The organism is Streptomonospora salina (assembly GCF_014204715.1).
GTDB classification, from domain to species: Bacteria; Actinomycetota; Actinomycetes; order Streptosporangiales; family Streptosporangiaceae; genus Streptomonospora; species Streptomonospora salina.
In genome coordinates this window covers 1593596-1617308 of sequence record NZ_JACHLY010000001.1, presented here as the reverse complement: position 1 = coordinate 1617308, position 23713 = coordinate 1593596, and the positions used below count along the sequence as shown (strand labels likewise).

Below are 23713 nucleotides of genomic sequence, written 5' to 3'. Positions count from 1 at the left end.
CTAAAGGAACGCCCGGCCCCGGGCCCGGTAGGTCTCCGCAGCGGTGACGTCGCCCGGATCCGGGCCATCGACCAGGTGCAGGTGGGAGAAGCGCTCGCACAGTTCCCCGGCTTTGGCGTGGCGCATCCAGACCAGATCCCCCACGGCCAGGGAATCGGCCGCCGCGCCCAGCAGCGGGGTCTGCACCTCGCCCGCGCCCTCCGCTGCGCTGAAGGACAGGCCCGACGGCAGATAGGGCTGGGGCAACCGCGCGGTGTCGGGGGCGCCCGAGGCGACGTAGCCGCCGCCCAGCACCGTGGCTGTTCCGCGGCCGGGGCGGCGCACCACGGGCAGCGCGAACAGTGCCGCAGGCCGTCCGGAGAATCCGGTGTAGTGGTCGAACAGTCGCGGGTGGTAGAAGCCCGACCCTGCGGCGACCTCGGTGACGGCGCGCTCGCGGCGGGTGGTGTGCACACTGCCGGTGCCGCCGCCGTTGACGAAGCGAAGGTCGGCGACGTCGCGCACGGCCCGCACGATCGCCGCGCGGCGCCGCGCCAGCTCCATGCGGGAGCGGTGCTGCACCCAGCGCAGTGCGCGCCCGTAGAGGGGGCGTCCGGGCGGCGCGTCGCCGACACCGGCGATCTGGGCCTCGTAGGCCATGACGCCGTCGAGCCGCAGTCCCGGCCGCGCCGCGATCGAGCGGGCGAGCGCCGCGGCCTGTTCCGGGGTGCGGACGGGGGAGCGGTGGGCGCCGATCCGTGTCCGGGGGCCGAGCGGCTGCCAGCTGGTGTCGACGTCGATGCAGACCTTGACGGGGCGGCGCGGGTCGGGTGCGGCGGCGGCGATCATGTCCAGGTGCGCGGTGCCGTCCACCATCACGGTGATGCGCTCGGACGCCTGCGCATCGGCCGCCAGCTCGGCGAGGGCGCGGCTGTCGGCGGTGGGGTAGGCGACCAGGATGTCGTCGCTGAGAGCGCCTCCGTCGCCACCGGCCAGCCACAGCGCCTCGGGCAGGGTGAAGGCCATGATCCCGGTGAAGCCGGGCATGGCCAGTGCTTCGCGCAGCAGGTGCCGGCAGCGGATCGATTTGCTGACGACCCGGACGGGCGTACCCGCGGCCCGGCGCCCGATGTCGGCGGCGTTGTCGCGGAACGCGGCCATGTCGACGATCGCGAAGGGGGCCGCCAGGTCGCGCGTCGCCTTCTCGTAGTACTCCCGGACGCTCGCCATACCCGGAGCATCCCACACGAAGGTGAATGTCATCCCGGTTCGTTCTCGGAAAGACAGGTCCGCATCCGGCCGCCCGGCGGCGTCGAGCGAACGGGGGATGCCGGCGGCGGCGAAATGCGGGTGCCCCGTCCGCTCCGGCCCCGGTTCGCACGCACCGGCCCCGGAGCTCCGCGCCGCGGATACCCTGGGAATCCCGCGTGACCAGCACGCCTATTCCGGGAGACCGCTGACCCATGAGCGCCGGTTCGAATGAACGCGAGTACGTCCTGACCCTGTCCTGCCCCGACACCCGGGGCATCGTGGCGGGCGTGGCCAACCTGCTGGCCGGTCGCGGGTGCAACATCACCGAGAGCCAGCAGTACGGCGACCCCTACTCCGGCCGCTTCTTTCTGCGCTCGCAGTTCACCGCGCCCGACAGCGGGCCCGACGCAGGCGAGGACACGCTGCGCGGAGCATTCGCGTCGCTGGCCGGCGACCTCGACATGGAGTGGGAGCTGCGGCCGCGCGACGTTCGGCCGCGGGTGCTGGTGATGGTCTCCAAGTTCGGGCACTGCCTCAACGACCTGCTCTACCGCCAGCGCAGCGGCCTTCTGGAGGCCGACATCGCCGCGGTCGTCTCCAACCATCCCGACCAGGAGTTCTTGGCCCGCTCCTACGGCCTGGACTTCCACTACCTGCCGATCGACGACCGGTCCAAGGCCGAGCAGGAGGGCCGGGTGCTGGAGCTCGTCGACACCTACGACGTCGACCTGGTCGTATTGGCGCGCTACATGCAGATCCTCTCCGGGGAGCTGTGCGCCAAGATGTCCGGGCGGATCATCAACATCCACCACTCCTTCCTGCCCAGCTTCAAGGGGGCGCGCCCCTACCATCAGGCGCACGCGCGCGGGGTGAAGCTGATCGGCGCGACCGCCCACTACGTCACCGCCGACCTGGACGAAGGGCCGATCATCGAGCAGGAGGTCTCGCGGGTCGACCACACCAGCAGCCCCGAGCAGCTCACCGCCATCGGACGCGACCTGGAGTCGCTGGCTCTGGCCCGCGCCGTCGACTGGCACGCCCAGCGCCGCGTGCTGCTGAACGGAGAGCGCACGGTCGTCTTCGGCTAGCCGAGCCCCGGCGGAGGCGGACGCGCTCCGCCTCCGCGGGTCCGTGCGGTTGCGCGCTCCCGCGCTCCGCGCGGTGAACGGCCGGCCGGAGGCCGGCCTCCGGCGGATGCGATCGTGCGGGCGCAGTGATTGTGTGTACCCGGAACGACGCCAAGGGCACGGTCAGCACCCCGGCACCGGTGTTTCTTGATCAAAGTTACGTTCCGGCCATTGTTGATCACTCTAAGTAGCGTTACAGTGAAAGGTGTTCAGTTCGCGCAGCGTGTGGCGCACACCACGGACTTTTCGGCGTAAGAGGGACGCCGCTGCGGCGTGTACCGGACATGGAACGACGGACGACGAACGCGCCGCGGCCCGGCCGCGGCGGTGCAGCGGACTCCGGCGAGGCGCAGGGGCGCCTTCTGCCGGTCGATCCGATCAGGAGAGCAGACAATGACCGAAACCACCGGGCAGCCGACGGCGCCGGGAGCGCCGGAGGCTACTCCGACCGGCTCCGCACGCACCGGCGGATCCCGCGGCCCGGCCACGCCTAGCGGCGGCACGTCCGGCGTCGGCGACCGTGCGTCGGAGGCGCGCTAGCCGTGTCCGGAGACCGCGCCCGGTGGTCGCGAGGCCGGGCACACAGCCGTCCGCGGGGGCGGCGGCCGTGTGCACGCCCCGGTCGAGGACGCGTCCGGGCCCCGGGCCGGCGGCCGCGGAGCAGAGGCCGCCATGGGGGAGCGGTGCCGGCGCGCCGGTACGGGGGCCGGCGCGCCGACACCCCGCGCGCACCGCGGCCGCCGGCGGGTGCGGCGGGCTCCCGGACCGGGCCCCGCGAACCGGTGAGCCGGTGGGAAGGGAGGGGGATCGATGACAACCGTCGAGGACGCGCTGAGGCGCCCGGACCCGGCCGCGGGCCGACGCGCGAACCGCGTGGCCGTGCGCACCTTCCGCCCGCGGCGCTCGTGGCCCGTGGTGATCGTCGGCGCACTCGTGCTGGGTGTCGCCGCGCCGGCCGCCGCCGAGGTCGCCTCGGCTCTGGCGGGAGCGCCCCTGCGGACCGCCGTCACCTCCGCTGCCGGGGAATACGCCGCAGGCGCGCGCTGGAGCGATCCCGTCGTACGGGCCGCTTCGGCCGTAGCGGCACTGATCGGCCTGGTGCTCATCGCGGCGGCGCTGGTACCCGGGTGCGGCCGCTCCACGGGGGCGCTGACCGGCACTCCCGAGCTCGTCGTCGGGCTCTCGCGGCGAGGGCTCAAGCGCACACTCGCCGGTGCGGCCCATGACGTGGGCGGGGTGTGCGGCGCCCGCGTCTCGGTGGGGCGGCGCCGGGTGACGGTGCGTGTGCACACCGACCTGCGCGAGGCGCCCGAGCTGGGCACCGAGGTCGCCGCGGCCGTGCGCGGGCGACTGGCCGAGCTGGAGCCGGTCCGGGCGTTCACGGTGACCGCCCGTGTGCGGCGGTGGGCCGGGTGACCGGGATCGCGGTCACCCGGCCGGCGATCCCGCTGCGCGACCCGCAGTGAACTGGACCACCCCTGGATGAGCGGCGCTGGAGACTTTGGGGGGAGTCTCCGGCGCCGCTCTTTTCACCGCAGCAGCTCCGCCAGCACGGCGTCGGGGGAAGAGAGGTCGTCGAGTACGGTTCCGGCGCCCGCGGCGCGCAGGTCCCCGGGTGAGGCGGTCCCCGTGGCGACCGCGAGGATGCGCGCCCCGCCGCCGAGCGCCGCCCGCACGTCGTTGGGGGTATCGCCGACCAGCACCGTGGTCTCGGGGGTGAAGGCGGTCCCGGTGGCGCGTTCGACCCGCTCGCGCGCGATCCCCACAAGCTCGGCGCGGTCCGGGCGGTCGTCGCCGTAGCCGCCGAGCGCGGTGTCGACGAGGCCGTCCAAGCCCACGGCGGCGAGCTTGCGCTCGGCGGTGGGGCGTGTGTTTCCGGTCAGCAGCGACGAGACCACGCCGGGATGCTCCGCGCAGCGCCGCAGGACCTCCGCGACCCCGGGCAGCGCGCGGCCGAGCCGGAGGAGTTCGGGGCCGCGTTCGGCGAGGAGGGCCTCCTGGGCGGCGGCGAATCCGGCCATGTCCTCGTCGGCGGGGTCGAGTCCGTTGGCCAGCCGGGTCTCGCGGAAGGCCTGCCAATCGGTGCGGCCGGGGCCGCGGGTGCGGGCGTGGGTGCCGAGCCCGGTGCAGCGGGCGAAAGCCGCGGCGAAGATCTCCGCGCCGAGCCCGCCGAAGTCCACCAGGGTCTGATCGACGTCCCACAGCACCAGTCGTCGGTCCACGGAAGTCCTCCTCGTCCGGGCGCTCGGCCCTGCGGTGCCTCGCGGCGTCCGTCCCCGGCCCCGGCGCCCGCTGGTCCTCGGCCACGCTAGCCCACGGCCGGCAGTGCCCGAGGGCGGTCCGGTCCGGTTCCCCGGGGCGGTGTCCGCGATCCCTCGGGCCCCTGGACAGGCGAACCGTGGATGAGGATAGGCTTACCTACGGGGTGTCGCCGGTGCGGAGGGCGCCCGCCGATCGCCGACGTATCGCCGTGAAGGGGGACCGATGCCGGGAAGCCACCCGCTCGCCGGGGTCGTCGACTGGGTCAACGAACGCGACCTGTACTTCAAGACCGACCTGCTCGACGCGGCGGCCCCCGAGCCCGCCGGCGCCGAGTGGCTGCGGCTGGACCGGGTGCCCCGGCGTGTACCCGAGCTGCTGGACCGGCTGTCGGACGGCGCCTGCCAGGGCCACCGCATCGCGGCGTCGGCGTTCCTGGCGGCCGACCTGGGGCGGCAGGTGTTCACCCTGGCGGCGATGTCGGCCTACCTGACCGGGCGGGCGCCGCGCCTGGACGCGCGGCTGCTGTGGGTGCGGCGCACCGAATCGGGTCGGCTCGACCGGCTGGCCCTGCGCCAGGCCGACACGGCGGTGCTGGCGGGCGACCCGGCGGCCGGCGGCCCGGATGCGGTTGCGGTGGAGTCCGAGCACGGCCTGGACCGGTGGTTCGTCGGTACGGCGGCGGCCGCGCTGGATCCGGTCGTGCACGCGGTGCGCGCCACCACCCGGTTCGGGTGGCGCCCGCAGTGGAGCATGGTCGCCGACGCCGTGCACGGTGCGCTGCTGCTCGCTTCCAACGAAGTCGGCGCCGACCAGACCGCCGCCTGGGAGCGGGCACGGCGGATGGTCGCCTGCCTCAACCTGGACCGCGCGCGCGTCGCGCCGCGCCAGCGCCCGTTCCCGCTGGCCCTGGCCGGGCGGCCGGCGCACAGCCCCGAGCGGATGTTCATGGTGGCGGGCGGTTGCTGCTTCTACTACCGCTTCTCCGGACAGAAGTGCGCCACGTGCCCGCTGTCCTGCGACCAGGAGCGCGAACGCCTGCTGCGCGGCCATTACGAGGCCCAGGCCGATCCGGCGGGCGCCTGACCCGCCCGCCGCCGCTGCGGCGCGGGCGGGCCCCGCCGGATGCGCGGAGCGCGTCCGGCGGGGCCCTGAACGGTTGTCCGGTGGCCGGGCGACGGATCAGCTGAAGTTCACGTCGCTGCAGAAGTAGTAGTTCTGGTCCATGTGCGAGGCCTTCCAGACGGTGAAGACCACGTGGCGGCCGGAGTAGCCGGAGGTGCTCACCGGGATGTCGATGTTCTCGGCGGGCTCGTAGCTGCCGGTCGTCTTGATGAGGTCGAGGTCGTCCCAACCCAGCTGCTCGGAGGTCGGGTCGAAGCCGTCGTCGCTGACATAGATCCGGAAGTAGTCGGCGCCGTGCGACGCCTGGTCGTAGAACTGGAGAGTGAAGTCGTCGCCGATGTCGGTCGTCTTCCACGCACCGGGCGTGTCCATCGAGGAGTAGCGGCCGCCTTCGGCGTTGCCGCCGCTGCACAGCGTGCCGCTGGGGACGGCTCCCTGGTGGTCGCCGCCGACGCCGTTCTGGTAGAGGCCGTTCCAGTTCCACATGGCGTTGGGGTTGTCCTGCCAGGCCTGCCAGCACATGGGGTCTTCCTGTGCCATGGCCTCGTTCATGTGGTCGTCGCCCCAGCGCTCGTAGCAGCCGTAGTTGCGGGTCGCCGGGTCGACGATGGAGCCGTGGGCGAGAGCACCGTTGGCCAGCGGCAGCATGCACGCCAGGGCGCCTGCCAGAGCGGCGAGGACAGTGAGGACACGTCTGGGGGTGAGGTGGGCAGAAGCTTGCATTGCGCGTTCTCCGTAGTTCCGGTGGGGGACGTCCGGGTATTCGGGAGCGCTCCCATGATGCTTTAAAGCTACCCGGTGGAATCAGAGCGAAACACAGTGTCTCCGAATCGGTCGAGAGTCCGGCCGAAAGCGGCCGGGTGCGCTGCGACGCCGCGCACCCGGCCGCTTTCGGCCCCGGGCGCACCCCGGGCAGGAACCCGGAGCGCTCAGCGCACCTCGATGAAGGCCTCCGGGTCGCGCGGCGGCCGGTCCTGCGGGCGCCGCGCCGCGTGCCCCACCGCCACCGCGCCCATCGGCTCCCAGTCGCGGGGAAGGTCCAGTACCGAGCGCACCACGTCGGGACAGAACATCGTCGAGGAGACCCACGCCGAGCCCAGCCCCTCCATGGCCAGGCCCACCAGCAGGTTCTGCACGCCGGCTCCCATGGCCACCAGGAACATCGCCCGTTCGGCCGCGGCCCGGCGCTCGTCGGGGTAGGGGTGGGCGCCGTCGGCGACCAGGCACGGCACCACCAGGGAGGGCGCATGGCGGAGCACGTCGCCGCGGCGGGTGCGGCGCCTGATCCGCTCCTCGCTGAAGCCGTCGCGCACCAGGTCGGCCACCCACGCCGACAGCATCTCGTCCAGGAGCCGGGTGCGCACGTCCTCCGACTCCACCAGCACGAACCGCCACGGTGTCGTGTGGTGCGGCGCCGGCGCCGTGACCGCGGCGGCCACCGCCCGGCGCACCGCCGCCGGATCCACCGGATCCTCGGCGAATTCGCGGACCGTGCGGCGCGCGGGAACCACGTCGCGCGACCCGTAGCGGAACATGTCCTCGTCGGCCGGGCGCACCAACGCGGCCGCACCCGGGCCGTCCTCCTCGGCGACCAGGTGCCCGATGCCGCGCACCACCGCCACGGGGACCCCGGCGGCCTTGCCCTTGACCAGCTCTCCGGCGCCGGCGACCTCGTCGGCCACGGCAACCAGGGTCGACTCCAACACGTTGCCGTAGGGGTCCGCGCCGCCCCGCAGGTCCTGGATCGGGCCCACACCCGCGGCGCCGACGGCCACGTCGGTCTGCCCGACGCGCCAGGGCCGGCCGAACGTGTCGCTGAGCAGCACGCCGACGCGCACCCCCAGGCGCTCGTGCAGGCCCGCGCGCAGCGCCCGCGCCGAGGCGTCGGGATCCTCGGGCAGCAGCAGCACGCGTCCCGGCTCGACGTTGGAGGCGTCCACCCCGGCGGCCGCCATGACAAGCCCGGTGCGCGTCTGCACGATCCGGGTCGGTCCGCGCCGGGCCACCACGCGGTCGGTCTCGGCGTCGATCGCGGACTCGCGGTCGGTCTCGGCGATGCGCCCTTCGGCCTTACTGACGATCTTGGACGTGACCACCAGGACGTCGCCGTCGCACAGGCCGGGTGCGGATTCGGCGATCAGAGCGGCGAGGTCGTCGCCCGGGCGCACCTGCGGCAGTCCCCGCACGCCCAGAACCCGCAGCTCCTCCGCCGGAGTCTCGTTCATCCGCGCGGCTCCTTCAGCTCGGTCGCCAGGTCCAGGGCCGCGCGGGCGATCGCGGCGGTCGACTCGGGGTCGCTCATGTACAGCGGCAGCGAGCGCACGGCGACGTCGCGCACGGAGGTCCCCTCGTCGGCCCGGTCGACCAGCCAGCCGTCCAGCAGGTCGGAGCCGTAGTGCTCGGCCACCGCCCCGGCGGTGGTCTCCACCCCGATCGCCTGCAGGCAGGCGTCGGCCATCCCGCGCACCGCGGCGCCGCCGATGATGGGCGAGACCCCGACCACGGTGGTGCGCTCCAGCGCCTCGCGGATCCCGGGAACGCCCAGCACCGAACCGATGCTCACGACCGGGTTCGACGGCGGCAGCACCACCGCGTCGGCCTGCTCGACCGCTTCCAGGACACCCGGAGCCGGAGCGGCGTCTTCGGCACCCATCCCCACGATCCGGTGGGCGGGAAGCGCGGCGCGGTGCCGGATCCACCACTCCTGGAAGTGGAGGGCGCGCTGCCCGCCGGACCCGTCGTCGACGATCACGTGGGTCTCGACGCGGTCGTCGGTCATGGGCAGCAGGCGCACGCCCGGGCGCCAGCGGTCGCACAGCGCCTCGGTGACCGCGGAGAGCGGGTAGCCCGCCGCCATCATCTGGGACCGGACGATGTGGGTGGCCGTGTCGCGGTCGCCGAGCCCGAACCACGTGGGCTGCATGCCGTAGGCCGCGAGCTCTCGTTTGACGGTGAACGACTCGTCGGCGCGCCCCCACCCCTGCTCTTCGTCGATTCCGCCGCCGAGGGTGTACATCACCGTGTCCAGATCCGGACAGATCCGGAGCCCGAACAGTGTGATGTCGTCACCCGTGTTTCCGATGACCGTGATGGAGTGTTCTTCGCCGGTGGAATCGGGGCCGACTCCCAGCTCCTTCTGCAATCCGCGCAGGAACCGCGCGCCCCCGATACCGCCTGCCGGTACGACTATCCGCATACGCTCAAGTCTGGCAGGCTGTTCTGGTGTATGTGCCGTAGTCCCCGCCCGCCCGCGGGGAGCGCAGCCGGTGCGGTGGGCAACGGCACACCCGGCACGGTCCCGATCCCCCGCCCCGGTGCCGTGACACCCCCCGATCACGGCGGCGGATCCGGGTCGGCGCTGAGGCGCCGTAGGCTGCGATCGGCCCGTTCACACCCCGATCGCGAGCGTGGCGACGCCTTCCGCGGGCCCGTGCTCCCGGTCCCGCCCCCTGGCCTCCGCCGGACCGCCGCCCGCGGCGGTCGGACCCCGCGGGCCGGTGGCGCTTCGGCGACGCTTCTCGGAGCGGCGGCGGGCGACGGGCGGGCGCGTGGCGCTCCGGCGTCGCCTATCGGGGCGGGCGCCGGGCCGCACGGACAATCCGCTGATATGCAAGCTTTCACCGGCGCGAGGTACGCGACGGCGTAGCACCGGAGGGGAACCTCTTGAACAACGAAGCACTCAACCGCCTGCGGGTGCCCGCTGCCTGGGCGCTGCTTGGTGCCGTGGTCGCACACATGCTGGGCGGCCTGATCTACACCTTCGGCCACGATCCCGGGTACGAGGTCTCGGCCGCGGGCAACTTCACCAGCGTGGGGAGCGACCTGTTCTACGGACCGGTGCTGGTCGCGATGCTGGTCGCAGCGGTCGCGCTGGTGGTGACGGCGCCGGCGCCGGCCTCGGTGAACTTCCCCGTCGTGCTGGTCGCGCTGTGCCTGACCGGGTTCGCCGCCCTGACGGGCGTCGTCGGCGTCATCACCGGTTTCATCAACGCCAACGACACCGGGTCCCTCGGCGGCGGGTTCGCCTCGTTCCTGTCGATCGGCGGCCAGTTGGCCCTCATCGTCGTCGCCGGGCTGTTCATGCTGCGGGTGTTCGGCGACCACCGGCTCGTCCCCCGCTCGGCGCCCCAGCAGGGAATGCCGATGGGCCAGCCGGGAGTCCCGCCCTACACGGGCGCCCAGCAGTCCTTCGCCCCGCAGGGCTATCCCACGGGCGGCCAGCAGCCGTTCGACCAGCAGGGCTACGCCACGGGCGGCCAGGCCGCCTACCAGCAGCCCCAGCCGCAGGACTGGGCCGCTCAGCAGGCCTACGGCGGCCAGCAAGCCTATGGCGCCCAGCAGGCCTATGGCACGCAGCAGCCCCAGCCGGATGCCTATGAGCAGCAGTACCAGCAGGCCTACGGTCCGGCCCCGGCGGCCGACCAGGGCTACTTGGCCCAGGATCCGTTCGCCCAGGCCGCCTACGGTGCCGATCCCGCCCAGCAGCAGTACTACGGCGCAGATGCGCAGGGAGGCCAGGCCTACCCGGCCCAGGACCCGGCGGCCCAGTACCCCTATGGCGCCGGCAGCGGCGGCCAGCAGCCCTACCCCCAGACGTGGGGGCAGCCCGGCGAGGCCTATCCCGGGGCCGGAACGGGCCGGCAGGACGCCTACCAGCCGGGCTACGGCGCGAGCGGCGGACAGCCCGCCTACGGCCAGGACTGGCAGCAGCAGGGCTACGGGCAGCCGGGCCAGGCCGGCTACGACCCCTACGGCCAGTACGGCCAGTACGGCCAGCAGGCGTACGGCACCGGCGGCCAGCCCGGTTACGCGACGGGCGCCGGCGACCAGTACTACGGCGCGGCCGGCGGCCAGCAGCCCTACGGCACCGGCACCGGGTACACCACCGGCGGGCAGCAGTACTACAGCTCCGGCGGCCAGGCGCCCTACGGCGGCGACCCCGCACAGCAGCAGGCCTACGCCACCGGTACCGGCGGCCAGTCGGCCTACGGGGCGCCGTACGACCCGTCGCAGTACGCGCCGCAGCCCGGTAGCGAGGGGGAGCGGGCCGCGCAGGAGGCCATCCAGTACGGCTGGTACCAGCAGCCCGCGGATCAGCCCGAGGCCCCGGGCGAACCCCGCCGGGACACCCCGATGGAGCCGTTCTTCCACGAGGACTCCGCGCCGACCGACCAGACTCAGGCGGTCGATCCGGTTTACGGAACGCCGTATGGGCAGCAGGCGGGCGAGGGCTCCGAGAACCCGCAAGGCTGGTACCGCGACGACGACCGGCGCTGACCCCGTACTCCCCAGCGGCGCATTCGCGGCTCGGACGCACCTCATAATTGCGCGGTAATCCCTTGAAGCCGACCTGCACGGGTAGACGTTAGGCGGTCGTTTGTTGGATGATATTCAGGGGGTTGCAACGCAGTGCGCTTGACGCATGGCGCGTCTCGCGCGTGTAATTTCCCGGTGTGATTCCACCCTCCCGGGGGTCGAATGGGAGGGTACATCTAGGGGGGCAATAGGAGGTGCGCATGAGCGAGGTCATCCCGCTGGCGCACGGCGCAGATGAAGATCTGGGCTGGCAGGAGCGCGCCCTTTGCGCGCAGACCGACCCCGAGGCGTTCTTCCCCGAGAAGGGCGGCTCGACGAGGGAGGCGAAGAAGGTCTGCCTGTCATGCGAGGTGCGTACGGAGTGTCTGGAATATGCGCTGGAGCACGATGAGCGCTTCGGCATCTGGGGGGGACTCTCCGAACGCGAGCGTCGGCGGCTCAAGAAAGCGGCCGGCCAGGATTTCGATTTCCTCGCCGACATGCTGTGACCGCTTCCGGCATCGCTGAAGGCGCGCCCCGGGTTTTCCCCCGGGGCGCGCGTTTTTTAGGTGCCGTTTACGTGCCGCGTGCTAGCCGGGAGGCGGCGCGCGGAGGAGGCGTCGCTCCCCGAGGCGGGAGGAACGGCGCGTAACAGCCGCAGGTGGCGTAAGGTGACCTGCCGTCAGTATGCGACCGTGCAGGTCGCCCCGTCCCGACTTCGAACTCCCGAGAGCGATTACCAGCCGTGCTACCTCTGGACCCGGCTCGCCACGTCGTCACCGCCGTCATCGTCACCCACGACGGCGCCCGTTGGCTGCCGGAGACGCTCGACGCCGTCCGCGAGCAGTCACGGCCGGTGCAGCGCGTCATCGGCGTCGACACCGGAAGCCGCGACCGCAGCGGCCGCATCCTCGCCGATTACATCGCTCCCGACGCCATCACCACGCTGGACCGCTCCACCGGTTTCGGCGACGCCGTGCGCGCGGCGCTGGACATGCCGCGCGCCCGCGCCGAATTCCCGGGCGCCGCGCCCGACGCCACCGAGTGGGTCTGGCTGGTCCACGACGACTGCACACCCGAGCCCGACGCGCTGCACCACCTGCTGCTGGCCGCCAACGACGACCCCCGCGCCGCCGTGCTCGGCCCCAAGCTGCGCGACTGGTTCGACCGCCGCCTGCTCGTGGAAGCCGGGGTGACCATCGACGGCGCCGGGCGCCGCGAAACCGGTCTGGAGGCGCGCGAGTTCGACCACGGCCAGCACGACGACACCCGGGCGGTGCTGGCGGTCTCCAGCGCGGGCATGCTGGTCCGGCGCGACGTGTGGGACCAGCTCGACGGGTTCGACCGCACCCTGCCGATCTTCCGCGACGACATCGACTTCTGCTGGCGCGCCGGCGGAGCCGGCCACCGCGTCCTCATCGTCACCGACGCGGTCGCCTACCACGCCGAGGCCGCCGCCCGCCGCCGCAGGCGCATCAGCGCCGCATCCGACCACCCGCGCCGGCTGGACCGCCGCAACGCGATCTTCGTGCTGCTGGCCAACCTGCCCATGGGCGGCATGCTCGCCGCGTTCGTGCGCAACACCTTCGCTTCGCTGCTGCGGGTACTGATGTACATCGTGGCCAAACAGCCCGCCAACGCCTTCGACGAGGCCGTGGCCATCAGCGCGGTCTACCTCATGCCCGGCCGGCTCATCGGTGCCCGCCTGCGCCGCCGGCGCAACCGCCGGCGCACCTACAGCGCCATCCGCCCGTTCCTGGCGCGCGGCGTCGCGCTGCGGCAGTTCACCGACTCCGTGGCCAACCTGGTCGCGGGCACCCCCGGTCTGGACACCGCCGGCCGCCATCAGGCCGTCACCGCGCCGCCGCCCGAGGACGAAGACCCCCTCGACGACGAGCACAGCCTGCTGTGGCGCGCGGCGACCAGCCCCGGGCTGCTGCTGGTCGCCGCGCTGACGGTGGTGACCCTGATCGCCGAGCGCGCGCTGCTGTTCGGCGGCACGCTGGCGGGCGGCGCGCTCCCGCCGGTCGAGGGCGGAGCCGCGGACCTGTGGAGCCTCTACCTCACGGGAACCCCCGAGGTCGGCGCCGGCGCGGGCGCGCCCGCGCCTCCCTACGTCGGCCTGCTGGCGCTGCTGTCCACTCTGCTGCTGGGCAGGCCCGAGGTCGCGGTGAGCGTCATCCTGCTGGGCTGCGTGCCACTGGCCGGATTCACCGCCTACCTGCTGGCGCGGCGCGTGCTGCACTACCGCCCCGCCCAGGTGTGGATGGCGGGCTCCTACGCCCTGCTGCCGATGGCCACCGGCGCGGTCGCCCAGGGACGGTTGGGCACGGCCCTGGTTCACGCCCTGCTTCCGGTTCTGGGCATCCTGCTCACCCGGATGCTCACCCTCCCGGAACGCCAGTCGCGCCGCAGCGCCTGGGCGCTGGCGGTGTTCATCGCCGTCGGCACCGCGTTCGTCCCGCTGCTGTGGCTGCTGGCGCTGGCTACGGGCCTGCTGGTCGCCGTCGCCTACGGCCACTTGGGGCGCCGTCTCTACACCGGCCTCGCCATCGCCCTGACCGCGCCGCTGGTGCTGCTGCTGCCGTGGTCGCTGGAACTGTTCCTGCACCCGTCGCTGTGGCTCCTGGAGGCCGGGCTGCACCGGCCGGAGCTGTCCTCGCCCCCGCCGAGCGCCGAGCAGCTGCTGATGCTCTCGCCCGGGGGACCCGGAAGCCCGCCCGTGTGGATCACCGCCGGCTTCCTGGCCGGATCCCTGGCCGCGCTGGTCCTCCTGCGCCACCGCATGCTCATCGCCGTGGGCTGGAGCGTGGCACTGTTCGGCGTGCTCGCCGCGATCGCCGTCAGCCGCGTCCCGGTCGCGCCCTGGTACGGCGGTCCGGCCGCCCCCGCCTGGCCGGGCGTCGCGCTGGCCTTCGCCGCGACCGCGCTGCTGCTGTCGGCGGCCACCACCGCCCAGTCGTTCGGCCTGATGTGGTCCATGGGCGGGCCGCGCCGCGCCTTCGTCGCGGGTGCGGCGGCGCTGGCCCTGACCACGCCCGTGTGCGCGGCCGGCGTCTGGATGTGGAACGGTGCCCAGGGCCCGCTGACCGGGCAGGGCGGTCCCGCCATCCCCGGCATGCTCAGCGCCATCGGCGACGACGACCGCCACGCCCGCACCCTCGTCGTCTCGCCGCAGCACGAGGGCCCGGTGCGCTACGCCGTGCTCCGCGGGCGCGGTCCCCGCATCGGCGAGGGCCAGATCCCCGCAGCCGAACGCACCGGCGAAGCTCTGGACGGGGTCGTGGCCGGGCTCATCGCCGGGCAGGGCGGCGATCAGGCCGGCGATCTGCGGGAGCTGGGGATCGGCTACATCCTCATGCCCCGCCCGCCCGCGGAGGACGGCTCCTCGGTCACTCCGGTCGACACCGTCGACGGGGTGCCGGGCGTCTCCCGCGTACTGCTGACCGAGCGCTTCGGACTGTGGCGGCTGGACGAGCCCACCGGTCGGGTCCGCGTCACGGGCGGGGGCGGCGCCGACGCCGCGCTCAAGAGCCGGGACGGCGACGGGACCACCTACGACGTGCCGCCCGGCCCCGCCGGGCGGACGCTGGCCCTGGCCGAGCCCGCCGGAACCGGGTGGAGCGCCGCGCTCGACGGTGAGCAGCTGACCGCCGGCGCCGACGGCAGTGGCCTGGTCGCCTTCGAGCTGCCCGCCGGCGGTGGCGAACTGACGTTGGACAAGGACGACCCGCTGCGGCAGGGGTGGCTGGCGGTAGAAGGCGCGCTGCTGGTCGTGGCCGTGATGTTCGCGCTTCCGGGGGTGCGCACCGAGGAGGACCTGCGCGAGGAGGAGCGGCAGCCGGCTCCGCGGCCGCGCCGCCCGGCGCCGGGCGGCCGGCGCGGCTCCACCGGCAGCCGGGGCGCGCCCCGCGGGCGGCGCGGCCGCGGAGCGCGCCGAGCCGAGGATCCGGGCGCGGGCGGCGCCGGAGAAGCAGGCGAAGGGAGCGACCCGTGAGGCTGATCGTCGAAAGCCGATTCGCGCTGCTGGTGCTGGTGCTGATCGCACTGACCGCGCTGTACGGTGTCGCTTCCGCCACCCGGACGGTGGGCGCCGCTTCCGGCGGGGCGGAGTCCGCGGCCACCGCGCCCGTCGAGTCGGCGGTGCGCATGTGCCCGCCGCCGCAGGGGGACGACCGCGTATCCGAAGCCGCCGCGTTCGCCGCGGCCGGCGACGGCGGTGGCGGCGAGCTGTCGGCGGGAGCCAACGCCGGACCCGCCGCTGAGGACGCGCCGGTGGGCGAGCCCGCCGGCGCCGGCCGGCTGTGGACCGCCGACACCTCCTCGGCCGAGCGGCACACCCTCGTCACGGCCGAAGGCGCCGCAGCGGCGGGCCTGGAGGTCGCCCAGACCACGGTCGGCGAGGACGGGGCCTACGCCACCGAGGTGCGCTGCCCCGCGCCCGGCATCAGTACCTGGTTCGCCGCCCCCGGCGGGACCGAGCTGGAGAAGCTGCGGCTGCTGCTGGCCAACCCCGACGCCGAAGCCGCCACGGCCAACGTCGACGTCTACATCGCCGACGGCCCCGTCTCCTCCGAGGAGACCCGCGGTATCGCGGTGCCGCCCCACGGCAGCAGCGAGGTGGACCTGACCGAGCTGATCCGGGGCAGCCGGACGGCGACGGTGCACGTGCGCACCAACTCCGGCCGGGTCGCCGCCTCGCTGTTCGCCGACCACGGCGGCAGCGGCCAGGACTGGGTGCCGCCCACAGCGCCGCCCTCCGATACCGGTGTCGTCCCGGCCGTCCCGCCCGGCGGCGGCGACAAGCGCCTCTACATCGCCGCCCCCGGCGACGATCCCGTCACCGCCGACGTGCGGCTCTACACGGGCGAGGGGCGCGAGGAACACGACACGCTCGACGGCGTGAGCGTCCCGCCGGCGGCCGGCGCGTTCCTCAGCCTCCCGCTGGACGACGAGGCCGGGACCGCGGTGGTCGAAGCCGACGGTCCGGTGGTGGTGGGCGCGGCCACCGTGCGCGGCGACGGCGACGACACGTCCTACTCGGCCGCCGCCCCGCCGCTGCGCGGTCCCGTGGAGTCGACCGCCGTCGTGCCGGCCAACCCCGAGGGCGCGTCGTCGCGGGTGGCCTTCGCCGCTCTGGAGGGTGCTGCGACGGCCGTGGTGACGCCGGTCGAGGAGGACGGAACGACGGGCGAGCCCGTCCGCGTCGAGGTCCCGGCCGAGCGGACCACCGTCGAGAAGCTGCCCGAGCCCGACGGAGCGCACGCCTTCACCGTGGAGATCGAGGGTGCGGACCCCGTCTACGCGGGCCGGGTGCTCACCCACGAGGACGGCGGCGACAGGGCCGCCTCCGTCCAGCCTCTGCTACCGGCCCCGGCCGAAGTGCCCCTGCCGCAGGTGGAGGACTCCCTCACGGCGATCGTGGAGTAGGCGCGCCACCGCGGCTGCCGCACGGGCAGGGGAACGGGGACCGCGGTCCGGACCGCGGCCGCTGCGGTCCTCGGCGGTGGCCGCGGGTCCGCGGCCCCGAGCACGGGCCGCCGCGCGGTCAGGCCTCGGGGTCCACGGTCTCCGGCTCCAGCCCGAGCAGGTTGGCGACCTCCTCGACCACGCTGTCGTAGACGAGCAGGGCCATCTCCTCGGGCTCGCGGGTGCGGATCTCGACCGGCCTGCGGTAGACGATGATGCGCGCCTGCCCGGACGAGGAGGTTTCCAGACGCGAAAAGGGGATGCCGTCTTCGCCGGTGATCCCGCGGGGGACCCGAGGGACGTCCTCGACCAGGAACTCCACGTTGGCGAGCTCGCGCGCCCAATGGCGCTCCAGCCGCTCCACAGCGTCCAGCACCAGGTCGTCGAAGACCTGCGCCCGGCTGCGGCTCATGGGGAGCTCAGGCGGCGCCAGGGGTCCGCGGAGGCCCCGTCCGCGCCGGTCTCGACGTCGTACTCGGTCGGCTTGAGCCCTATCCAGGTGCACTCGTCGCACGATCCGAGACTATGCCATCCGACGCCCGGATGCAGCCCCTTGCGGCGAAGGGACGGCGCGGCAGGGGCCGACCGCCCTCGGACCCCGTGTCGCGTCCGGTGCCCCCGTCCCGCCGGGGTCCCCCGCGGCCGGTGCGGGTACGGCGCCCCGCCTGCGCCGGACACGGCCCGGCGACGCTGGCGTGTCGCGGAGCGAGAGAATAAGGTCGATAGCCGTGAGCGTAGTCCGACGCTGCTCGCGCACGGCGTGCCGGCAGCCAGCAGTGTTCACGCTCACTTATGTCTACGCCGACTCCACGGCGGTCCTCGGGCCTCTGGCGGCCTACGCCGAACCCCACTGCTACGACCTGTGCGCCATGCACGCCGAGCGGCTCACCGCGCCGCGCGGCTGGGAGGTCGTGCGGCTGCCCGCCGACTCCTCCTCGGGCGCCGGCCCCGGCAGCGACGACCTTGAGGCGCTGGCCGACGCCGTGCGCGAAGCCGCCCGGCCGCCCTCCGCCGAAGGCCCGGTCGGCCAGGGAGTCGAAACCAACCGGCGCGGGCATCTGCGCGTGGTCAAATCCGAGTCCCAGCAGGCCCAGCAGCACGACCCCCCGTCCTCGCCCCAGCGTTCCGCCGATCCCGGACGCGACGCCTGACGCTCCGGCCCGCCTGCCGCGGCCGCGTCCGTGCCCCTTGGTAACTTGGGGGCGACGCGGACGGCGCCCGTCCGGGGCCGTTCCGCGGCGCGGCGCAGCCCGCCGCGGCAGCCCCGACAACTACCGGATCCGGAGCAGCGTGTGGGTGACCTCGGCGACATCTTCAAGGCCTACGACGTGCGGGGGGTATTCCCCGACACCCTCGACGCCGCCGGGGCGCGCTCGATCGGCGCGGCGTTCGCGCGCACGGTCGGCGGCTCCGCGGCGGTGGTGGCCTACGACATGCGGCCCTCCTCCCCGGAGCTCGCACGCGCCTTCGCCGAAGGCGTGACCGGCCAGGGCCTCGACGCGGTGATGGCGGGCCTGGGCTCGACCGACATGCTGTACTTCGCGGCGGGCCGCCTGGAACTGCCCGGCGCGATGTTCACGGCCAGCCACAACCCCGCCCAGTACAACGGGATCAAGATGTGCCAGGCCGGGGCGGCGCCGATCGGCGCCGAAAGCGGTCTGGAGCAGATCCGCCGCCTGGCCGAGCGCGGCGTGCCCGAGACCGAGGGTCCCCGCGGCTCCGTCACCGAGCGCGACCTGCTCACCGAGTACGCCCGGCACTTGCGCTCCCTGGTCGACCTCACGGGTAGCAGGCCGCTGCGCGTGGTCGTCGACGCCGGCAACGGCATGGGCGGCTACACGGTCCCCGCGGTGCTGGGCGGCGAGGTGCTGGAGGAGCTGCCGCTGACCGTCGACCCGCTGTACTTCGAACTCGACGGAACCTTCCCCAACCATCCCGCCAACCCGCTGGACTACGACAACCTGGTCGACCTGCAGGCGCGGGTCCGCGAGACCGGCGCGGACATCGGGCTGGCCTTCGACGGCGACGCCGACCGCTGCTTCGTCGTCGACGAGCTCGGCGAGCCCGTCCCGCCGTCGGCCGTGACCGCGCTGGTGGCGGTGCAGGAGCTGGCGAAGGAGCCCGGTTCGAAGATCATCCACAACCTGATCACGTCGGCGTCGGTGCCCGAGATCGTGCGCGAGCACGGCGGCGTTCCGGTGCGCACCCGGGTGGGCCACTCGTTCATCAAGGCGACCATGGCCGAAACCGGCGCGATCTTCGGCGGTGAGCACTCCGCGCACTACTACTTCCGCGACTTCTGGCGGGCCGACACCGGTATGCTCGCGGCGATGCACGTGCTGCGCGTGCTCGGCTCCGACCCCCGCCCGCTGTCGCAGATCACCGCGGAGTACACCCGCTTCGCGGCCTCGGGCGAGATCAACTCCGAGGTCGCCGATCAGGCGGACCGCATGGCGGCGGCGGAGCGGGCCTACGCCGATCAGGCGTACGGTGTCGACCACCTCGACGGACTATCGGTGACCCTGCCCGACGGCTCCTGGTTCAACCTGCGCGCATCCAACACCGAGCCGCTGCTGCGGCTCAACGTCGAGGCTCCCGACTCCGCGGCGATGGCGAAGCTGCGCGACGACGTGCTCGCCGTCGTGCGCGCCTGACCGGGCGCCCGGCACCCGACGACCACCAGACGGAAGAGACGAGAGACGGCGATGACCGCGAAGATCGACGACTGGCTGCTGGAGATCCTGGCCTGTCCGCAGAGCAAGGCGCCGCTGCGGCTCGACGAGGAGGCGGGCGAGCTCGTCTGCGACGAGAGCGGGCTGGCCTACCCCATCCGCGACGGCATCCCGGTGCTGCTGGTGGACGAGGCCCGCAGCATCGGCTGAGGCAGGACCGGCGGCGCCGGTTCCGCACGCAGCCCCCCGCCCGCGCGGGGCGGACCCATGACAGCGGGAAAGGAGCCCATGCCGCGGGAATTCGACGAACTGCGGTTGGACGACCCCCAGGCGGGCGCCGAGGCGCTGAGAGCGACGGCTTCGGCCGCGGCGCGCTTGCGCGCGGCGCGCACCGCCGCGTCCGAGGCTCCGCTGGAGGCTCTGGCCGACGACGGCCGGCCGCGCGCCGTCGTGGTCGTGGGAGCCGGAACGGCGGGTCGGGCCGGCGAGATCCTGGCCGCGGTGCTGGGACCCGGTTGCCCCGTCCCCGTGGTCACCGTGCACGACTACCGGCTGCCGGGCTGGGTGGGCGGCCACGACCTCGTCGTCGCGGCCGCGGCCACAATCGGCCAGACCCCGGAGTGGGTGCACGAGTGCGCGGTCGAGGCCGTGCGCCGGGGGTGCCGGTTCCTGGCGGTGGGCCCGCGCGACCACGCGCTCGCCGGCGTCGCCGAGCAGGCCCGCGCGCCCGCCGTGGCGCTCCCGCACGTGGGCGGGCTCGTCGAGTCCCCGTGGGAGACGGTGGCGGCGCTGCTCACGGCCGCCGAGCGGGCCGGTTTGCCGGCGGTTCCCGACACCGCCTACGAGGCGGCCGCGGCGCGCCTGGAGCAGGCCGCCGCGGACTACGGGCCCTCCGCCGAGAGCTGGGAGAACGAGGCCAAGACCGCGGTGCTGGACATGGCCGGCAGCCTGCCGCTGGTGTGCGGCGCCACTCCGGTGGCCGAGGCCGCCGGGCGCTACTTCGCATCCCGATTGGCCGCGATCGCCGGTTATCCTGCCGTCTGCGGCCGTGCGCCCGGTCTGCTCGACGGCCCGATCGCCGTCCTGGACGGGCCGTTCGGCGGAGCCGGCCCGCGGTCGATCTTCGACGATCCGGTCGAAAACGGCGGCGTGTCCGTCCGCCTCGTCCTGCTGCGCGACCCCGAGGACGAAGGGCCGCAGGCCGCACGCGATCTGCAGGCCGCAGCCGACACGGCACGCGAGCGCGGTTCCGGGGTCAGCGAATTCTCCGCGCCCCAGGCGGGTGCATTGGAACGAATCGCCGGTTTGATCGCTCTAATCGATTACGCCACTGTGTACATAGCCGTCGCATACGGCGCGGATCCACTAGCTCATACGCTGGTCGTGCGCTAGTCCGGCCACGACCGCATCTGGAGGACATCGATGCCCGGTCCCGAGTCGCTGTCGCCGAACGACCCCGCCTCGTTCGGCGATTACAGCGTGGTCGGACGCCTCGGGAAGGGCGGCCAGGGTGTGGTCTACCTCGGCCGCGACGAGGAGGGCGAGGAATTCGCCATCAAAGTCCTCAACGACCAGTGGGCGCAGGACGACGATCTCCGCCGGCGGTTCACCAAGGAGGTGCGGGCGGCGCAGAAGGTCGCCTCGTTCTGCACCGCCGCCATCCACGACGCCCAGCTCGACCAGGACCCGCCCTACGTCGTGTCGGAGTACGTGCCCGGCACGTCGCTGCAGGAGGCGGTGGCCGACAAGGGGCCGCGCAAGGGCGCGGCGCTGCAGCGGCTGGCGATCACCACCGCGACCGCGCTGGTGGCCATCCACCAGGCCGGCATCGTGCACCGCGACTTCAAGCCCGGAAACGTGCTGCTGGGCCCCGACGGGCCCCGGGTGATCGACTTCGGGATCGCGCGCGTCTCCGACGGCACCGCCACGATGACCAACTCGATCGTGGGCACGCCGTCCTACATGGCCCCCGAGCAGATCGAGGGCCAGGAGATGACGCCGAAGGTCGACATCTTCGCGTGGGGCTGCGTCATGGCGTTCGCCGCCACCGGCGGCGCGCCTTTCGGCACCGACAGCGTGCCCGCCGTCGTCCACCGCGTCGTCAGCGCCCCGCCCGATCTGACCGGGCTGCCGGAATCGCTGGAGACCGTCGTCCGGGCGTGCCTGGACAAGGACCCCGAGCGCCGGCCGGCCGCCCAGGAGCTGCTGATGCGGCTGCTCGGCCACGAGAGCGCCGTCTCCACCGACGACGCCCTCAAGGAGGGCGAGCGCATCGCCGAGAAAGGGCCGCTCAGCGGTCCGCAGACCCCCGTTCCCGGCCCGGGGGCCCCGCCCGCGCAGGGTGGCGGCCCGGCCGCCCCCAGCCCGAGCGGCCCGCAGACGCCCCACCCGAACGGCTACACGGGCCCCGGCGGCGGTATGGCTCCGCCTCCGGCCGGTCCCCACCCCACGGGCCCGCAGCACACCGGCCCGCAGCAGGGCGGTTTCCCGCCCCGGCAGCAGATGGGGCCGGGGCAGCCGATGCCCGGCGGCAACCCGAACATGACCGGTGCACCGCACGGCCCGGCCCCCGGGCCGCCTCCGGGCACCGGCCCCAACACGATGTACGGCAACCACGGCATGCCCACGCAGCCGCCGCCGAACATGCAGCAGCCCCCGAACCGGCAGCAGCGCCAGGTCGAGGATCCGATCCTGTCGCAGGGATGGGTCGTGCCCGCGGTGCTGATCGCGATCATCATCCTGCTGCTCGTGCTGTTCCTGGTCGCACTGAGCTAAGCGCTAGGCGCAGCGACTACGGCGGCCGGCCGCCGCACCCGCTCGGGCGTCCTCCCCCGCGGCTCCTCGGGTTCCCGGTGCCGGCCGCCCGGTGGACGCCCCCGGGCGTGCGCTCGGCGGACGCGGCGCACCACCCGGAGCGCAGCGTCTCCGGTGGCCGCGGGCGCGGTCAGTAGCGCGCGGTGGAGGTCAGCCGGCCGACGGAACGCGCCAGCACGTCGTCGACGAACGCCTCGACCTCGGGCCAGCGATCGTCGGCCCCGTCGGTGGGCACCAGGGTGACGCAGGCGGCGCACCCGGCGGCCAGCACGTCCTCGGCGCCGTCGTCGGTGGTGAGCAGGCCGTCCGCGGTCACGGCGAGCACCCCGGTGGACGACGACCCGACCTCTTGCACCAGGACCAGCAGCCGCAGCACCCCGTCGGCCAGGTCGACGTCCAGCGAGGCGCGCCACTCGTTGGCGCCCGGCGCGAACAGCGCCCGCCGGGCGGAGTCGAGGCTGCGCTCGCCGGTCGACGGTGCGGCGGGTGCCCGCGTGCGTGTGGCCGTGGCGGCGTCGTCGGGCGGCTCCGCGGCGGGTGCGGCCCCACCGCCGGCGCCCTCGGGCGCCTCACCGGCGCGCGCGGGGCTCCCGTCGGACGGACCGGCTGCGACCGGGGCGTCGCGGGCGGCCGGGTGCTGCGGGGTGAACCCGGGACCCGCGGTCGAGCTGCTGACCACGGCTCGGCAATCCGGATCGAGTTCGCGCAGCACCAAGTGCAGCGGCGCGGAGCGCAGGCGCAGGTGCTCGACGATGCGGCGGTGCACCGCCGAGGCGAGACGGCCGCTCTCGCCGCGGGCGCCGGTCCGCGCTCCGGCGAGTCGGCTCAGCTCGCTGCGCAGGGCGGCGGTCTCCAAGTCGGCGAACAGCAGCACGAGCGCGGTCAGCCGATCGCCGCCGGACCGCGGCGAGGGGACCTGCCCCTCCGGTGGGGGGCCGTGCCACGGCAGGTCGCCGGGCACGGACCGGGCGCGTCCGTCCGGGCCGCGCCCCGTCGGAGACAGCGGGCAGCTCACGTCGATCGCCGGTGGCGGGAAGTCGGAGCGGATCAGCGACAGGTCGGCCAGCATCCACGGCAGCGGGCGCAGGTGCGCGGGCGGATCGCCCGCGGCGGCGGCCGGTCCGGGAGCCAGTGCTTCGGTGCAGGTAGCGAAGAGGTGTGCGGCGCGGATGACGGGGTGGGTCTCGACGGCGGCGGCGTCGGCCAGCCGCTCGCCGACACCGGAGGGGGCGGGCAGCGGGGGACCGAAGTCGGGCGTGGTCCCCACCAGACTCTCGAAGTAGTCCGGGGTCAGTCGCACACCGGAGCGGCAGTCGTCGGCCATGGCCAAGAACGCGTCTTCTTCGGCAGCGGTACCGCCGGAGTCCGGGGTGTCCACGCCGGCCAGGCGCCGCAGCTCCGCGATGCGCCTGCGCGTGCTGCGGCGGTCGACGGCGGGGTCCTCGGTCCCGGCGCCGTAGCGCCGCCGCCGGGCCCAGACCTCACGGAGTCGGTCGAGGTTCCCGAGTCGCCTGCGCACGGGGTCGGGGAAGCGCTCGGGAGCAAGAGCCAGGCCGCGTCGTCCGGTGTCCACGCTGTCACCGTAGCCAGCGGCAGGGAGGATAAAACCCGGCTTGTGATGATCGTTCCGAGAAGGTGCGAGTCGCCGGCGATCCCCGTACCGGGCGACGGCGCGCGGACACCGCCCGCGCCGATACCCTGTCGGCGCTGCGCCCCGCACAC

19 protein-coding genes are annotated in these 23713 nt (G+C 74.1%); 12 read left to right on the top strand and 7 right to left on the bottom strand.

Annotation, left to right across the window (positions count from 1 at the left end):
* Complete coding sequence (locus tag HNR25_RS07130) at positions 1-1209, bottom strand: alanine racemase (RefSeq protein ID WP_184638938.1); 1209 nt, start codon at positions 1207-1209, stop codon at positions 1-3.
* A gap of 233 nt (positions 1210-1442) precedes the next feature.
* On the opposite strand from HNR25_RS07130, the gene purU reads away from it, so the two are divergent.
* Positions 1443-2318, top strand: a complete 876-nt coding sequence (purU, locus tag HNR25_RS07125; protein ID WP_184633907.1) for a formyltetrahydrofolate deformylase — start codon at positions 1443-1445, stop codon at positions 2316-2318.
* 849 nt (positions 2319-3167) lie between these two features.
* Positions 3168-3773 carry a DUF6286 domain-containing protein gene (locus tag HNR25_RS07120; protein ID WP_184633906.1) on the top strand — a complete coding sequence of 202 codons (606 nt, stop codon included), beginning with the start codon at positions 3168-3170 and terminating at the stop codon, positions 3771-3773.
* A gap of 113 nt (positions 3774-3886) precedes the next feature.
* On the opposite strand, the gene HNR25_RS07115 is transcribed toward HNR25_RS07120, so the two are convergent.
* Positions 3887-4579 (bottom strand): HAD family hydrolase, encoded by a 693-nt coding sequence (locus HNR25_RS07115; protein WP_184633905.1) that lies wholly within the window; start codon positions 4577-4579, stop codon positions 3887-3889.
* 262 nt (positions 4580-4841) lie between these two features.
* On the opposite strand from HNR25_RS07115, the gene HNR25_RS07110 reads away from it, so the two are divergent.
* Entirely contained in the window at positions 4842-5702 is an 861-nt protein-coding gene (locus HNR25_RS07110) for a hypothetical protein (protein ID WP_184633904.1), read from the top strand.
* 96 nt (positions 5703-5798) lie between these two features.
* Here the strand turns inward: HNR25_RS07110 and HNR25_RS07105 are convergent, their stop codons facing one another.
* The 3 genes from HNR25_RS07105 to cofD form a co-directional block, all read right to left on the bottom strand.
* Positions 5799-6464, bottom strand: a complete 666-nt coding sequence (locus HNR25_RS07105; protein WP_184633903.1) for a lytic polysaccharide monooxygenase auxiliary activity family 9 protein — start codon at positions 6462-6464, stop codon at positions 5799-5801.
* A 206-nt stretch (positions 6465-6670) separates the two neighbouring features.
* A complete protein-coding gene (locus tag HNR25_RS07100) occupies positions 6671-7966 on the bottom strand; it encodes a coenzyme F420-0:L-glutamate ligase (RefSeq protein WP_184633902.1) in 1296 nt (431 codons plus the stop codon).
* Positions 7963-8937 (bottom strand): 2-phospho-L-lactate transferase, encoded by a 975-nt coding sequence (gene cofD / locus HNR25_RS07095; RefSeq protein WP_184633901.1) that lies wholly within the window; start codon positions 8935-8937, stop codon positions 7963-7965. The genes HNR25_RS07100 and cofD overlap by 4 nt, the downstream gene beginning before the upstream one ends.
* A 467-nt stretch (positions 8938-9404) precedes the next feature.
* Here cofD and HNR25_RS07090 point away from each other — a divergent pair, with 467 nt between their 5' ends.
* The 4 genes from HNR25_RS07090 to HNR25_RS07075 all read left to right on the top strand — a co-directional run bounded on the left by HNR25_RS07090 (position 9405) and on the right by HNR25_RS07075 (position 16466).
* Positions 9405-11018, top strand: coding sequence for a hypothetical protein (locus HNR25_RS07090; RefSeq protein ID WP_184633900.1), 1614 nt, complete (start codon positions 9405-9407; stop codon positions 11016-11018).
* Positions 11019-11257: 239 nt separating this feature from the next.
* The gene (locus HNR25_RS07085) at positions 11258-11545 is read left to right on the top strand and encodes a WhiB family transcriptional regulator (protein WP_184633899.1); all 288 of its coding nucleotides are present in this window, start codon (positions 11258-11260) and stop codon (positions 11543-11545) included.
* Between the two features lie 236 nt (positions 11546-11781).
* The gene (locus HNR25_RS07080; RefSeq protein ID WP_184633898.1) at positions 11782-15033 is read left to right on the top strand and encodes a glycosyltransferase; all 3252 of its coding nucleotides are present in this window, start codon (positions 11782-11784) and stop codon (positions 15031-15033) included.
* On the top strand, positions 15030-16466 hold the full coding sequence (locus HNR25_RS07075) for a DUF5719 family protein (protein ID WP_184633897.1): 1437 nt from the start codon (positions 15030-15032) through the stop codon (positions 16464-16466). Before HNR25_RS07080 ends, HNR25_RS07075 begins: the two co-directional genes overlap by 4 nt.
* A 118-nt stretch (positions 16467-16584) precedes the next feature.
* On the opposite strand, the gene HNR25_RS07070 is transcribed toward HNR25_RS07075, so the two are convergent.
* Entirely contained in the window at positions 16585-17010 is a 426-nt protein-coding gene (locus tag HNR25_RS07070) for a metallopeptidase family protein (RefSeq protein WP_184638936.1), read from the bottom strand.
* Between the two features lie 223 nt (positions 17011-17233).
* Between HNR25_RS07070 and HNR25_RS07065 the strand changes: the two genes are divergently transcribed.
* The 5 genes from HNR25_RS07065 (at position 17234) to HNR25_RS07045 (ending at position 21952) form a co-directional block, all read left to right on the top strand.
* Positions 17234-17656: a DUF3499 domain-containing protein gene (locus tag HNR25_RS07065; protein ID WP_184633896.1), complete on the top strand. Its 423-nt coding sequence runs from the start codon at positions 17234-17236 to the stop codon at positions 17654-17656.
* A 141-nt stretch (positions 17657-17797) separates the two neighbouring features.
* Complete coding sequence (locus HNR25_RS07060) at positions 17798-19159, top strand: phosphomannomutase/phosphoglucomutase (RefSeq protein WP_184633895.1); 1362 nt, start codon at positions 17798-17800, stop codon at positions 19157-19159.
* Positions 19160-19210: 51 nt separating this feature from the next.
* Positions 19211-19387, top strand: a complete 177-nt coding sequence (locus tag HNR25_RS07055) for a Trm112 family protein (protein WP_084723016.1) — start codon at positions 19211-19213, stop codon at positions 19385-19387.
* A 78-nt stretch (positions 19388-19465) separates the two neighbouring features.
* Positions 19466-20569, top strand: coding sequence for an SIS domain-containing protein (locus HNR25_RS07050; RefSeq protein ID WP_184633894.1), 1104 nt, complete (start codon positions 19466-19468; stop codon positions 20567-20569).
* A 30-nt stretch (positions 20570-20599) separates the two neighbouring features.
* On the top strand, positions 20600-21952 hold the full coding sequence (locus tag HNR25_RS07045) for a serine/threonine-protein kinase (protein WP_184633893.1): 1353 nt from the start codon (positions 20600-20602) through the stop codon (positions 21950-21952).
* 169 nt (positions 21953-22121) lie between these two features.
* Here HNR25_RS07045 and HNR25_RS07040 read toward each other — a convergent pair whose 3' ends face one another.
* Positions 22122-23564 (bottom strand): hypothetical protein, encoded by a 1443-nt coding sequence (locus tag HNR25_RS07040; RefSeq protein WP_184633892.1) that lies wholly within the window; start codon positions 23562-23564, stop codon positions 22122-22124.
* Positions 23565-23713: the final 149 nt, after the last annotated feature.

Excerpts from the sequence above, each read along its gene's own strand:
- HNR25_RS07130 (WP_184638938.1), bottom strand. The coding sequence starts at position 1,209 with ATGGCGAGCGTCCGGGAGTACTACGAGAAGGCGACGCGCGACCTGGCG.
- purU (WP_184633907.1), top strand. The coding sequence starts at position 1,443 with ATGAGCGCCGGTTCGAATGAACGCGAGTACGTCCTGACCCTGTCCTGC.
- HNR25_RS07120 (WP_184633906.1), top strand. The coding sequence starts at position 3,168 with ATGACAACCGTCGAGGACGCGCTGAGGCGCCCGGACCCGGCCGCGGGC.
- HNR25_RS07110 (WP_184633904.1), top strand. The coding sequence starts at position 4,842 with ATGCCGGGAAGCCACCCGCTCGCCGGGGTCGTCGACTGGGTCAACGAA.
- HNR25_RS07105 (WP_184633903.1), bottom strand. The coding sequence starts at position 6,464 with ATGCAAGCTTCTGCCCACCTCACCCCCAGACGTGTCCTCACTGTCCTC.
- HNR25_RS07100 (WP_184633902.1), bottom strand. The coding sequence starts at position 7,966 with ATGAACGAGACTCCGGCGGAGGAGCTGCGGGTTCTGGGCGTGCGGGGA.
- cofD (WP_184633901.1), bottom strand. The coding sequence starts at position 8,937 with ATGCGGATAGTCGTACCGGCAGGCGGTATCGGGGGCGCGCGGTTCCTG.
- HNR25_RS07085 (WP_184633899.1), top strand. The coding sequence starts at position 11,258 with ATGAGCGAGGTCATCCCGCTGGCGCACGGCGCAGATGAAGATCTGGGC.
- HNR25_RS07055 (WP_084723016.1), top strand. The coding sequence starts at position 19,211 with ATGACCGCGAAGATCGACGACTGGCTGCTGGAGATCCTGGCCTGTCCG.
- HNR25_RS07050 (WP_184633894.1), top strand. The coding sequence starts at position 19,466 with ATGCCGCGGGAATTCGACGAACTGCGGTTGGACGACCCCCAGGCGGGC.
- HNR25_RS07045 (WP_184633893.1), top strand. The coding sequence starts at position 20,600 with ATGCCCGGTCCCGAGTCGCTGTCGCCGAACGACCCCGCCTCGTTCGGC.